We start from the raw sequence: 12,653 nt of genomic DNA, 5'->3' as shown, positions 1-12,653 counted from the left end.
ATTAGCGGTCCACGTCTGACATAACAAAATCGATACTACCCAGATAAACGATCAGGTCGGATACCAGGCTGCCGCGAATAGCCGCCGGGATCTGCTGCAGGTGCGCATAGCTCGGCGTACGGATACGGGTACGATAGCTCATGGTGCTGCCGTCGCTGGTCAGGTAGTAACTGTTAATACCCTTCGTCGCTTCAACCATCTGGAAGGATTCGTTGGCCGGCATGACCGGGCCCCAGGAAACCTGCAGGAAGTGCGTAATCAGGGTTTCGATATGCTGCAGCGTGCGCTCTTTCGGCGGCGGCGTCGTCAGCGGGTGATCCGCTTTGAACGGGCCTTCCGGCATATTATCGAGACACTGCTGGAGAATGCGCAGGCTCTGGCGCAGTTCTTCGACTTTCAGCATTACGCGGGTGTAGCAGTCAGAGATGCCACCGCCGGTCGGCACTTCAAAGTCAAAGTTTTCATAGCCAGAATACGGACGCCATTTACGTACGTCGAAAGCAATCCCCGTCGCACGCAGGCCCGCACCGGTGGTACCCCACTCCAGCGCTTCTTTGGCGTTATAGGCGGCTACGCCTTTCGAACGGCCAATCAGAATGCTGTTGCGCAGCGCGGCCTTCTCGTAAGAATCCAGGCGCTTTGGCATCCACTCAAGGAATTCACGCAGCAGGCGATCCCAGCCGCGCGGCAGGTCGTGGGCCACCCCGCCAATACGGAACCACGCCGGGTGCATACGGAAACCGGTGATGGCTTCTACCAGATCGTAGATCTTCTGACGGTCGGTAAAGGCAAAGAACACCGGCGTCATTGCGCCGACGTCCTGAATAAAGGTCGAGATGTACAGCAGGTGGCTGTTAATGCGGAACAGCTCAGAGAGCATGACGCGAATCACGTTGACGCGATCCGGCACGGTGATCCCTGCCAGCTTCTCTACCGCCAGTACGTATGGCATCTCATTCACGCAGCCGCCGAGATATTCGATACGGTCGGTATACGGAATGTAGCTGTGCCAGGACTGACGTTCGCCCATCTTCTCTGCGCCACGGTGGTGGTAACCGATATCCGGTACGCAGTCGACGATCTCTTCGCCATCAAGCTGCAGAACGATACGGAAAGCACCGTGCGCGGACGGGTGGTTCGGGCCGAGGTTGAGGAACATAAAGTCCTCATTTTCGGTTCCGCGCTTCATGCCCCACTCTTCCGGCTTGAAGGTCAGCGCTTCCATTTCCAGGTCCTGCTTGGCTTTGGTCAGCTCAAACGGATCGAATTCGGTGGCGCGTGCCGGGTAATCTTTGCGCAGCGGATGGCCTTCCCAGGTCGGCGGCATCATGATGCGCGTCAGGTGCGGGTGGCCTTCGATATCAATGCCAAACATTTCCCAGGTCTCACGCTCATACCAGTTGGCGTTCGGGAACAGTTTGGTAAAGGTCGGCACGCGCAGATCGTTTTCGGACAATGCTACCTTGAGCATGATGTCGCGATTGCGTTCAATGGAAATCAGGTGATAGAAAACGGAAAAATCCGCGGCGGGAAGCCCGTCACGGTGGGTACGCAGACGTTCGTCCATACCGTGCAGATCGAACAGCATGACGTAAGGTTTCGGCAATTTCTTCAGGAAATCACCCACCTCCAGCAGCTGTTCGCGCTTGACCCAAACCACCGGAACACCGGTGCGGGTAGGTTGAACGGTAAAGGCATCCGGCCCAAAACGATTGCGCAGTTCGCCGATCACCGGGTCATCAAGGTGATCGCGGGTTTGCCAGGCTGGTGCGGCGTCATGCGCATGTAAATCGGTCATATTGTTCACCATTGCAAAAGGTCCGTGGTGACTGCCGGGCGAGGCTTCGCGCTGTTGTAGATTGATTTGCGAAGTGTTGTTCCGCCGCCCGCAGGCGCAAGTTAAATCTCGTCCGGAGTCCGCAGATTGGTCACTGCAATGCGTTCACCACGTTTACGCTCGCGTTCCGACTGCATGTTGGCGCGGTACACGCCCTGATCGCCAACCACCCATGAGAGCGGACGACGTTCTTTACCAATAGACTCCTGCAGCAGCATCAGCGCCTGCATATAAGCTTCCGGACGCGGCGGGCAGCCTGGGATGTAAACATCAACCGGGATAAACTTGTCCACGCCCTGGACGACAGAATAAATATCGTACATTCCGCCGGAGTTGGCACAGGCGCCCATGGAGATAACCCACTTTGGCTCCAGCATCTGGTCATAAAGACGCTGAATGACCGGTGCCATTTTGGTGAAGCAGGTGCCGGCAACCACCATCAGGTCAGCCTGACGAGGAGAAGCACGCAGTACCTCGGCGCCAAAACGCGCAACGTCATGCACCGCAGTGAATGACGTCACCATTTCAACGTAGCAACATGACAGGCCGAAGTTGTAGGGCCAGATTGAGTTCTTGCGGCCCCAGTTCACCATGTCATGCAGCGCATGTTCGAGTTTCCCCATATACACGCTTTTATTGACTTCTTGCTCCAGGGGGTCAGTGACGATCTCCTGTTTCTGCAGGGGGTAACGGTCGTTCTCACCGTTAGGATCTATGCGGGTGAGCGTATAATCCATCTTATTGCCTCGCTTTTACTGCATATGACGGTTAGTGGGACTGTCTGTTTCTGGATTAACCAGCGTGCGACGGGAACGCGCAGGCGTCCAGTCCAGTGCGCCGATACGAACGAGGTAAACCAGACCTGCCAGTAGCACTAAAATGAAAATTGCGGCTTCCACAAAGCCGACCCAGCCGCTTTCGCGGATAGAAGTCGACCATGCGTAGAGATACAGGGCTTCCACGTCGAAGATAACGAAGAACATGGCAACCAGATAAAACTTCGCAGAAAGACGTAAGCGAGCCGAACCAACGGAGTCGATCCCCGATTCAAACGGCGTGTTTTTGCTACGCGCGCGCGCGCGACCGCCGAGGTACCAGCCCCCGACAAGCATCAGGCAGCACAGGCCGATGGCAATGATGAGAAATATAGCGAATGCCCAATGATGAGCGATGACTTCAGTGGATGTTGACATACGCATTGCTTAACCAAAAAAGTGTAGCGCTAAACCCTCTGCTCTTGCTGGCAGATGAACGCCACAGCGTTTCACGGGGAGGAATAAAAAAATAACCTTGCAAAAAAGCGTCCCTACTTATCGTAGAAGGCTGTATGCGGTGGCTTTTTACCCCTTTCTTTAACCTTTTGTCAACTTCAACAAAAGTTTTAACAACATTAATTTACATTAGATTTTTTTCATTAACATTAAATGCCCTTTTATGCGAAATAACCTTGCATACTAACCGGATTTAGTGTTGTTGAATCGTGTCCGTTTCTGTTGTAAATCAAAATTACCCGTCTATTTTGACAGGATTTAGCCTCGATTCCTCCCCCTAAGGAGGGGTATTTTCTTGATCTGTGACACGGTTTTGTTAATTAAACCCATAAAACAGCAACAATCCGGCCGGTTTTTTAACATTAGCATGAAGTATTGAAAGTGCAGGGAAAAGTCGGGAAGCGAGCACCTTACAACATGTAACTCACTGATAAACATAAAAATAAAACAATTAAATACTGAAAATCACTGTAAAATAAGAAAAAAAAGAACCGCACGGCTTAATTCAAACCTTAGCGGCCCTTTTTTACACTTACAATTTGTTACCAGCTTTTTGTGATCTGTGTAGCTTACTCCACTCAAGAAACGAGGGAATTATCTCCCCCTTCAGGGGTAAAAACGGATTCAGACGACCAGGGGTTATAGTCCTGGCTTAGCGACTGGAAAATGGCCTGCGCCGACTCGCTTATCTTCTGCGGATTACAGCTCAGGACATATTGCGTATCCGGCAAAGCGGGAAGCCCTTCGTTCTTGCCAACCACGCGCAGCTCCGGGTTCATCATTTCTACCGGACGAGCGGTAACGCCAAGGCCCGCTTTGACCGCTGCTTTGACTCCCGCCAGCGTCGACGCAGAATGCGCCAGATGCCAGGGTGCACGAGCAGCATTGAGTGCCGCGATGATGTCTTCACGGAATGGTCCTGGCTCATCCAGCAGGATCAGCGGGATCGACTCCTCCCGCGGCAGGATATAATCCGCAGCGCAGTACCATAATGTCGGGGAGGTACGCAGCATCAGCGTATCAAAAACGGCCGTCTGGTGAGTGGTCAGCGCGAGATCTATCGCTCCGCTCGTCAGCATCTCCACGGCTTCTGCATGGTTGAGGACTTTAATTTCCAGCGTCAGCTTCGGGTAGAAACTGCCAATCCGGTTCAATAAAAACGGCAAAATAGTTTCTGCAGTTTCATCAGATGCACCAATCGTTAAGATCCCTTGCAGACTGCTGAACATCAGCGACATGCAGGCTTCATCATTGAAACGCAGAATTTTTCGCGCATAGCCCAGCAGTTGAATACCCTGCTCGGTGAGTAATTTGTTCCGCCCATGGCGGGCAAAGAGTTCTTTCCCGACCAGCTGTTCCAGACGTTGCATTTGTTGGCTGACGGCGGATTGTGTACGGCATACCGCGGCAGCGGCAGCGGCAAAAGTACTTAGATCGGCAACGGCAACGAATGTTCTCAGCAGATCGAGGTCGAGATTCAGTATCGGACGATTTGTATTTATCATATTTCTTCACTTACAGGTGGCTTACGCTGGCCTGCCTTGTTGACGCTGTGCTCCAGGTTTCCGGCTATTCCTTGAGCCTTGTGCACATTCACAAAACGGAATGCGCAACTGGAAGAACGTTATTGCATTTTAAAGTATTCTTCCGCAAAGACCTGCGAAAAATCTGAGTCATATATTGTTCGTAGCTCTACGCTTTTTATTACCACAAGCGAAATTCTGTGACGTCATTCAAAAAAGGCTTCTACGCCCAAAATGCCCGCCTCATTACCTGAATCGCACTCATTGTGAAAAACGAAAGAGATTGAACAAAAAAATCCTGCAATAACAATATATTAATAACAAGCCACGAATTAAACCAGGCTCTTAATCGATATTAACATCGGTATCCTAACCGAAAACTGAATTATTTATAAGATCTAATCATTATTATTAAAGCCAATTTTAAATTTTTTTTCAGGTCTTTAATTAAATTAACAAAACATAAATTCTAGATTGCGAAAAAATAAAAGTTTTTTTAATTTGTTAAATGTTTTCATTAAGCATATTTAACATTAACGCTACAGCCGTGACTCTTTATCAGTTATACACCGTTTCATACAAAACGGAGTGATGCGTACAAAAAACAACCGCACCAGACCAGCCCCACGAGATGAAACGATATAAACGTTCAATAAAAACGCAAAACAACACAACTTTCGACCAAGTAATCAATGGTTAAAGGCATATTCTATAAAACATAAAGGCAATAGCCAGATAAATTGATTAAACCAAAAAATTCACTTTAGCAAAATCTTCTCCTGTTAACCCTTCAAAACCTCGGGGATGAAGAGTACATTGTTCCGTGCTGACTTCCACGGCAGGGAGTGGCGATAACAGCTAAAAGGTCAAAGATTCATGTCCCCTATCGAAAAATCCAGCAAGTTAGATAACGTCTGTTACGACATCCGCGGCCCGGTTCTGAAAGAGGCAAAACGCCTTGAAGAAGAAGGCAACAAAGTCCTGAAACTGAACATCGGCAACCCGGCACCGTTCGGCTTTGATGCCCCCGACGAGATCCTTGTTGACGTTATTCGCAATCTGCCTACCGCTCAGGGTTATTGTGACTCGAAAGGCCTTTACTCTGCGCGTAAGGCCATCATGCAGCACTATCAGGCGCGCGGCATGCGCGATGTGACGGTCGAAGATATTTATATCGGCAACGGCGTCTCCGAGCTGATCGTTCAGGCCATGCAGGCGCTGCTGAACAGCGGCGACGAAATGCTGGTTCCGGCGCCGGATTACCCGCTGTGGACTGCTGCCGTTTCGCTCTCCAGCGGCAAAGCGGTGCACTATCTGTGCGATGAATCTGCCGACTGGTTCCCGGACCTCGACGACATTCGCGCGAAGATCACCCCGCGCACGCGCGGTATCGTGATTATCAACCCCAACAACCCGACCGGCGCGGTGTACTCCAAAGAACTGCTGATGGAGATCGTTGAGATTGCCCGCCAGCACAACCTGATCATTTTCGCTGATGAAATCTACGACAAGATCCTTTACGACGAAGCCCAGCATCATTCGATCGCCGCGCTGGCCCCGGACCTGCTGACGATCACCTTTAACGGGTTGTCCAAAACCTACCGCGTTGCCGGGTTCCGCCAGGGCTGGATGGTACTGAACGGGCCGAAAAAACACGCGAAGGGCTATATCGAAGGTCTGGAGATGCTTGCTTCCATGCGTCTGTGCGCTAACGTGCCGGCGCAGCACGCCATTCAAACCGCATTAGGCGGCTATCAAAGCATCAGTGAGTTTATCGTGCCTGGCGGTCGCCTGTACGAGCAGCGCAACCGGGCCTGGGAATTGATCAATGAGATCCCCGGTGTCTCCTGCGTTAAGCCGCAAGGGGCGCTGTACATGTTCCCGAAAATCGACGCCAGGCGCTTTAATATCCACGACGACCAGAAAATGGTGCTCGACTTCCTGCTGCAGGAGAAAGTGCTGCTGGTCCAGGGGAGCGCCTTTAACTGGCCGTGGCCGGATCATGTCCGTATTGTCACCCTCCCGCGTGAAGACGATCTGGAAATGGCCATTTCTCGTTTTGGCCGTTTCCTCTCCGGCTATCACCAGCTCGGATAAACGTAGCCCGCCGCCGGTATTTGCATCCGGCGGCAATCCCTGCGCACAATACAACCCGATGTTGTCACTGATTAAGGGTTGCTATGAGTCAGAGTCATTTCTTTGCCCACCTCTCTCGCCTGAAGTTAATTAACCGCTGGCCGCTGATGCGCAATGTCCGGACCGAAAACGTTTCCGAGCACAGCCTGCAGGTTGCCATGGTGGCCCACGCGCTGGCCGCGATCAAGAATCGTCTGTTTGGCGGCGAGGTAAACGCGGAACGTATCGCCCTGCTGGCGATGTATCACGATGCGTCGGAAGTCTTAACCGGCGATCTCCCGACTCCGGTGAAATATTTCAACTCGCAGATTGCGCAAGAATATAAGGCGATTGAAAAAATTGCTCAGCAAAAGCTGATCGATATGGTGCCAGACGCGCTGCGCGATATTTTTGAGCCGCTGATCGATGAACACAGCTATAGCGAAGATGAAAAATCCATCGTTAAGCAGGCGGATGCACTCTGCGCCTATTTAAAATGTCTGGAAGAGCTCTCCGCGGGAAATAATGAGTTTTTACTGGCTAAAGGTCGCCTTGAGAAAACGCTGGCCTCGCGCCGCAGCGAGGAGATGGACTACTTTATGCAGGTCTTCGTCCCCAGCTTCCAGCTCTCGCTGGATGAAATCAGCCAGGATTCTCCGTTGTAAATTTGTGCGACCCCGGCCAGGCCGCTCCTCCCAGGCCGGGGCAGTCCCGTAACCGCTTAAAACGGAAACAGCATCGGGATTAACAGCACGCAGACCACCATCACCATGACGGTGAACGGCACGCCAATCTTCACAAAATCACTGAACGTATATTTTCCGGGCCCCAGCACCAGCGTGTTGACTGGCGAAGAGACCGGCGTCATAAAGGCCGCCGATGCCGCCATCGCCACCACCATAGCAAATGGATAAGGCGAGACGTCCATGGATTTCGCCGCCGCCAGGGCTATCGGTGCCATCAGTACCGCTGTGGCAGTGTTGGAAATAAACAGACCGATCGTCGCGCACATCACGAACAGACAGCCCAGCATCACATATGGACCTTTGCTACCGGCCACGTCCATCAGCCCTTTCACCACCAGATCAACACCGCCGGTTTTTTGCAAAGCCAGCGCAAAAGGCATCATCCCGACGATTAATATAATGCTTGGCCAGTGAATCGCCTTATAGGCGCTTTCGGCATTGATACAACGAAATTTGCCCATCAGCAGACAGGAGATAATTGCCGCTATAGGGTTGGGGATCTCGTCGGTAAGCATCAGAGCGACCATCAGCACCAGGCAAAAGATGGCGTGCGGCGCCTGGCTGTGCGCAGGTGAGGCATCGTTCACTTCAACGGGCATATTCAATACGACAAAGTCGCGACCGCGCTTCGCCAGCAGGCCAATCTGGCGCCAGTTACCCACCACCAACATAATATCGCCAAGCTGTAACGACTCGTCGACGACCGACCCATCCATGGCTTTACCATCGCGCTTCAGGCCAACGATATTCAGCCCAAAACGGGTACGAAAACCGATCTCACGGACCGTTTTACCGATTAATTCCGAATCAGGAATCAACGAAACTTCGGCCATACCGACGTCCAGCGCCTGATCCGAGAAATACTCACCGCGCAGGACCATTGGTTCAAGCATCTGCTCACCGCAAAACTGGCGTAAATCGACATCTGACGCGGACATATCAATCAGCAGCACATCACGCGCACGAAACTCGGAAACGCCGTTCACGTTGACAATGACCCGGCGGAAACGGCGCCAGCGCTCTACGCCAATCACGTTCGCGCAGTAGCGTTCGCGCAGCTTGAGATCGTCAAGACGCTGGCCAATCATCGGCGAGCCTGGGCGAATGGCCAAACGGCGCGCCCGACCGGTCAGATGATACTCTTTGATTAAATCGCGAAAGGTACTCCTTTTACGCCCGTCTCGGCTCTGCTCGCCCTCTGAGCCTCTCAGCATAAAGCGCACCGCCAGCATATAGAGCACGCCCAGCACCAGTACTACCAGACCCATCGGCGTGACGCTAAAAAAGCTAAATCCCTGCAACCCTTCGCGCAACAGTTCGCTGTTCACGACCAGGTTGGGTGGCGTGGCAACCAGCGTCATCATTCCGCTAATAAGCCCGGCAAAACTGAGCGGCATCATCAGGCGCGATGGCGATGTATTCATGCGCATGGAAACGCTGAGCACAACCGGAATAAAGATAGCCACTACGCCGGTCGAGCTCATAAAGGCGCCAAGCCCGGCGACGGTCAGCATCAGAAAGACCAGCATTTTTGTTTCGCTGTTGCCGGCAACCTTCACCAGCCAGCTGCCAACCTTGGTGGCGACCCCGGTTCGTACCAGGCCATCACCAATAATAAACAGCGCCGCGATAAGAATAACGTTCGGATCGCTAAAACCAGAGAACGCTTCGCCGAGCGTCAGCGTATCGCTGAGGACGAAGGCCACTATCACCAGCAGCGCAATCGCGTCCATGCGCACTTTCCCGCTGGCAAAGAGCACGATCGCGACGGCAAGAAGAGATAACACCCAAATCAATTCACCGTTCACAACTTATCCTTGTCTGAAGATGGAGCTGGAAGTTTTGCATAAAAAAGCCCCGGCAATGCGGGGCTACGTCATGAGATTAGTCTTTAACCGTAACATTAACAATCCCGTCCGACGTTCTGACGATTGCCAGGTTTTCGAGGGAGGTTAAGATGAGATCGGCCTCGTTAAGACGTGGCGCATCTGCCGGAACGTTCACGGCTATCGTGCGGCAGCCCGCCGCCAGCCCTGAAAGCAAGCCGGCTGGCGCGTCCTCAACCACAACGCACTCCTGCGGCGCCAGCCCTAAGCGCTCCGCTCCCAGCAGGTAGGCATCCGGTGCCGGTTTTCCATGTTTCACCAGCTCTGCGGTGACGAAAACTTTTGCATCCGGCAGGCCTGCCGCGCGATGGCGCGCATGGGCAACGGGCACCGAACCGGAGGTGACGATAGCCCATGGGATCCCGGCTTCATCCAGAGTGTTCAGCAGCGCAACGGCCCCTGGCAGCGCCGTGACGCCATCGGTATCCGCCGCTTCGATGGCTTCAAGCCAGCGGAACTCCGTCTGTAGCTCCTCCTCGCTGCGCCCCGGCAAAAAATGGCGTAAAGAGGTTATCGCCTGTTTGCCATGAATGAAGTTCAGTAATTCATCGTGCGAAATGCCGAAACGATCTGCCCATTTGCGCCACGAGCGCTCCACCACGGGTAACGAATCGACTAACGTCCCGTCAAGATCAAACAGGAAACCTTTACACTGCACGGAAACCTCCATCAGGCATTAATAATTTGATTAATTTCGTTGCTGCTTAAATGGTACTGACGCGGACAGGCGTGCCAGGTGTTGAGCATACGCTGATATTTGTCCCACATCGGCGTCTGCGAGTTGAAGCCATGGGTGCCGGCATCAAAGTGGCTGTAGCGCCCCTCAACGTTGACGATAAAGCGGACATAACCGAGAAAGCGTGCTTCGGTTGCCACATCAAACCCGAGGAAGGTCACCCGGCGTTCGTCAATTTCACTTGCGTCCTTCAGGTTCGTCCAGGAGACGTGCAGTGCATGATACATTTCCATAATATCAATGATGGTTCGGCAGGTTTCTTCCGTCAGCTGGCCAAACTCACGATCCAGCTCGCGCATTTGTAATCCGTATCCACGCTCGATGATAGTCTGTAGGCGGCGGTAGCGTTCAGCGTTGTCCGGGTCGAGCATCGTCATCATCTTGTACTGATTAGATAAAATCAGACGCTGCGCATTGGTCATTTCCATTTTTTGACTCCTGTAGCACTTTACGGCGTGAAAAAAGAAGGCGCATTAATTATGCGCCTTCTTTTATATGCGTTTTCCTGAGTAAATTACAAATCATCAAGGAAAGTTTTATCCAGTTGTTTGAAGGCGCGCTTAAGCGTGTCAGCTAACGCCTGATAATCCGGCTTGCCGTCGACCGGCGCCAGCGCCTGCCCCGCCTCCTGCAATTTACCGCGGACTTCATAAAACCAGCTCAGAACGGTCGGCGGCAGTGGCGTTACCGAACGCTTACCCAACCACCATAATCCCTGCATCGGCAAACTCAGGGCAAACAGCGCGGTCGCGACCGCCGGGCCAAGCTGCCCGCCCAGTGCGATTTGCCAGCACAGCGTGAAAACGGCAATCGGCGGCATGATACGGGTCGCGTAGCGAGTGGCGCGGATGATGCGGTTTTCAATAAACACCGGGGCGAGGCGTTTGTCCAAAGGCCAGGTCTTTGCATAGTGCTGCCCGCGGCGGAACAAGCTAAAAAAGCTAACGGGACGATTATCGGGGGTCGACATGGCTCTACCTCAACTTTACATATAAAACTTAAAAATTTTGTGCAAAACACCAACTGTGTATGACAACGTTCAAAACATTTTGGCAATGGCTGCGGCAATCAGGTATCCTGTGCCCGCCTGAAAGGGCGATAGACCCTTTGACCAGGTTAGTCAAATTATCGCACATTCTGCCATTGGCTGAAAATTATCCAAAATGGCTTAAAATCAAATGTACTTCTCCCATCGTGCCCGAAAACAGTACAAGGCATGATGTTAATCATAAATGTCGTTGTCATCCTGCGCTACGCTTTGTGACACAATGACGTTTTTTTAGCCACGTATCATAAAAGGTACTTCCATGTCGAGTAAGTTAGTACTGGTTCTGAACTGCGGTAGCTCCTCACTGAAATTTGCTATCCTTGATGCCGTAAACGGTGACGAATATCTGTCTGGTTTAGCTGAATGTTTCCATCTTCCTGAAGCACGTATCAAATGGAAAATGGAAGGCAGCAAACATGAAGCAGATTTAGGCGCTGGCGCCGCTCACAGTGAAGCGCTTAACTTTATCGTTAACACTATTCTGGCACAAAAACCAGAACTGTCTGCTCAACTGACCGCAATCGGCCACCGCATCGTCCACGGTGGTGAAAAATACACCAGCTCCGTGGTCATTGATGATTCCGTTATTCAGGGCATCAAAGATTCCGCTTCTTTCGCTCCGCTGCACAACCCAGCTCACCTGATCGGTATTGCCGAAGCACTGAAATCATTCCCGCATCTGAAAGAGAAGAACGTTGCCGTGTTCGACACCGCGTTCCATCAGACCATGCCGGAAGAGTCCTATTTGTATGCCCTGCCGTACAGCCTGTACAAAGAGCACGGCGTACGTCGCTACGGCGCACACGGTACCAGCCACTTCTATGTGACTCAGGAAGCCGCGAAAGTTCTGAACAAACCGGTTGAAGAGCTGAACATCATCACCTGCCATCTGGGCAACGGTGGTTCTGTTTCCGCTATCCGCAACGGTAAATGCGTTGACACTTCTATGGGTCTGACCCCGCTGGAAGGCCTGGTCATGGGTACCCGCTCTGGCGACATCGACCCGGCTATCATCTTCCACCTGCATGATTCCCTGGGCATGAGCGTTGACGCGATCAACAAAATGCTGACTAAAGAGTCTGGCCTGCTGGGTCTGACCGAAGTCACCAGCGACTGCCGCTACGTTGAAGATAACTACACTGACAAAGCCGATGCTAAACGTGCAATGGACGTTTACTGCCATCGTCTGGCCAAGTACATCGGTTCCTACACCGCACTGATGGACGGTCGTCTGGATGCCGTTATCTTTACCGGTGGTATCGGTGAAAACGCAGCCATGGTCCGTGAACTGTCTCTGGGCAAACTCGGCGTCCTGGGCTTCGAAGTTGATCACGAGCGTAACCTGGCTGCCCGCTTCGGCAAGTCTGGCTTCATCAACAAAGAAGGCACTCGCCCGGCTCTGGTCATCCCGACCAACGAAGAGCTGGTTATCGCGCAAGACGCCAACCGTCTGACCGCCTGATTCCACACCGCCAGCTATAACCCTAAATA

11 protein-coding genes are annotated in these 12,653 nt (G+C 52.4%); 3 read left to right on the top strand and 8 right to left on the bottom strand.

The genetic code is table 11. The features are described 5' to 3' along the window. Position 1 precedes the first annotated feature (1 nt). From nuoC to ACMYSK_RS01155, 4 genes are all read right to left on the bottom strand, one after another. On the bottom strand, positions 2-1,810 hold the full coding sequence (gene nuoC, locus ACMYSK_RS01170) for an NADH-quinone oxidoreductase subunit C/D (protein WP_434639558.1): 1,809 nt from the start codon (positions 1,808-1,810) through the stop codon (positions 2-4). Between the two features lie 89 nt (positions 1,811-1,899). After that, entirely contained in the window at positions 1,900-2,574 is a 675-nt protein-coding gene (gene nuoB / locus ACMYSK_RS01165; protein WP_002913178.1) for an NADH-quinone oxidoreductase subunit NuoB, read from the bottom strand. 15 nt (positions 2,575-2,589) lie between these two features. Further along, complete coding sequence (nuoA, locus tag ACMYSK_RS01160) at positions 2,590-3,036, bottom strand: NADH-quinone oxidoreductase subunit NuoA (protein WP_002913181.1); 447 nt, start codon at positions 3,034-3,036, stop codon at positions 2,590-2,592. Positions 3,037-3,686: 650 nt separating this feature from the next. Then, complete coding sequence (locus tag ACMYSK_RS01155; RefSeq protein WP_434639553.1) at positions 3,687-4,613, bottom strand: LysR family transcriptional regulator; 927 nt, start codon at positions 4,611-4,613, stop codon at positions 3,687-3,689. Between the two features lie 894 nt (positions 4,614-5,507). On the opposite strand from ACMYSK_RS01155, the gene alaA reads away from it, so the two are divergent. Both alaA and yfbR read left to right on the top strand, forming a co-directional pair. After that, on the top strand, positions 5,508-6,728 hold the full coding sequence (gene alaA, locus ACMYSK_RS01150; RefSeq protein WP_434639551.1) for an alanine transaminase AlaA: 1,221 nt from the start codon (positions 5,508-5,510) through the stop codon (positions 6,726-6,728). Between the two features lie 83 nt (positions 6,729-6,811). After that, complete coding sequence (gene yfbR, locus ACMYSK_RS01145) at positions 6,812-7,411, top strand: 5'-deoxynucleotidase (RefSeq protein ID WP_434639549.1); 600 nt, start codon at positions 6,812-6,814, stop codon at positions 7,409-7,411. A 56-nt stretch (positions 7,412-7,467) separates the two neighbouring features. Here yfbR and ACMYSK_RS01140 read toward each other — a convergent pair whose 3' ends face one another. The 4 genes from ACMYSK_RS01140 to yfbV all read right to left on the bottom strand — a co-directional run bounded on the left by ACMYSK_RS01140 (position 7,468) and on the right by yfbV (position 11,084). Next, a complete protein-coding gene (locus ACMYSK_RS01140; protein ID WP_434639548.1) occupies positions 7,468-9,300 on the bottom strand; it encodes an SLC13 family permease in 1,833 nt (610 codons plus the stop codon). A gap of 76 nt (positions 9,301-9,376) precedes the next feature. Then, entirely contained in the window at positions 9,377-10,036 is a 660-nt protein-coding gene (locus ACMYSK_RS01135; RefSeq protein ID WP_434639546.1) for a sugar phosphatase, read from the bottom strand. A gap of 11 nt (positions 10,037-10,047) precedes the next feature. After that, a complete protein-coding gene (locus ACMYSK_RS01130) occupies positions 10,048-10,542 on the bottom strand; it encodes a YfbU family protein (protein WP_123755237.1) in 495 nt (164 codons plus the stop codon). Between the two features lie 86 nt (positions 10,543-10,628). Further along, a complete protein-coding gene (yfbV, locus tag ACMYSK_RS01125) occupies positions 10,629-11,084 on the bottom strand; it encodes a terminus macrodomain insulation protein YfbV (protein WP_434639544.1) in 456 nt (151 codons plus the stop codon). Positions 11,085-11,421: 337 nt separating this feature from the next. Between yfbV and ackA the strand changes: the two genes are divergently transcribed. Continuing rightward, the gene (ackA, locus tag ACMYSK_RS01120) at positions 11,422-12,624 is read left to right on the top strand and encodes an acetate kinase (protein WP_434639542.1); all 1,203 of its coding nucleotides are present in this window, start codon (positions 11,422-11,424) and stop codon (positions 12,622-12,624) included. The last annotated feature ends 29 nt before the right edge of the window (positions 12,625-12,653 follow it).

Origin of the sequence: Klebsiella sp. I138, assembly GCF_051131765.1 — a bacterium.
Taxonomy (GTDB): Bacteria; Pseudomonadota; Gammaproteobacteria; order Enterobacterales; family Enterobacteriaceae; genus Klebsiella.
The sequence above is the reverse complement of the archived record's forward strand: the minus strand, read 5'-3'. Positions and strand labels throughout refer to the sequence as shown.

Bases quoted from the DNA above. Each gene is read 5' to 3' on its own strand.
- nuoC (WP_434639558.1), bottom strand. From the start codon at position 1,810: ATGGTGAACAATATGACCGATTTACATGCGCATGACGCCGCACCAGCC.
- nuoB (WP_002913178.1), bottom strand. From the start codon at position 2,574: ATGGATTATACGCTCACCCGCATAGATCCTAACGGTGAGAACGACCGT.
- nuoA (WP_002913181.1), bottom strand. From the start codon at position 3,036: ATGCGTATGTCAACATCCACTGAAGTCATCGCTCATCATTGGGCATTC.
- ACMYSK_RS01155 (WP_434639553.1), bottom strand. From the start codon at position 4,613: ATGATAAATACAAATCGTCCGATACTGAATCTCGACCTCGATCTGCTG.
- alaA (WP_434639551.1), top strand. From the start codon at position 5,508: ATGTCCCCTATCGAAAAATCCAGCAAGTTAGATAACGTCTGTTACGAC.
- yfbR (WP_434639549.1), top strand. From the start codon at position 6,812: ATGAGTCAGAGTCATTTCTTTGCCCACCTCTCTCGCCTGAAGTTAATT.
- ACMYSK_RS01130 (WP_123755237.1), bottom strand. From the start codon at position 10,542: ATGGAAATGACCAATGCGCAGCGTCTGATTTTATCTAATCAGTACAAG.
- yfbV (WP_434639544.1), bottom strand. From the start codon at position 11,084: ATGTCGACCCCCGATAATCGTCCCGTTAGCTTTTTTAGCTTGTTCCGC.
- ackA (WP_434639542.1), top strand. From the start codon at position 11,422: ATGTCGAGTAAGTTAGTACTGGTTCTGAACTGCGGTAGCTCCTCACTG.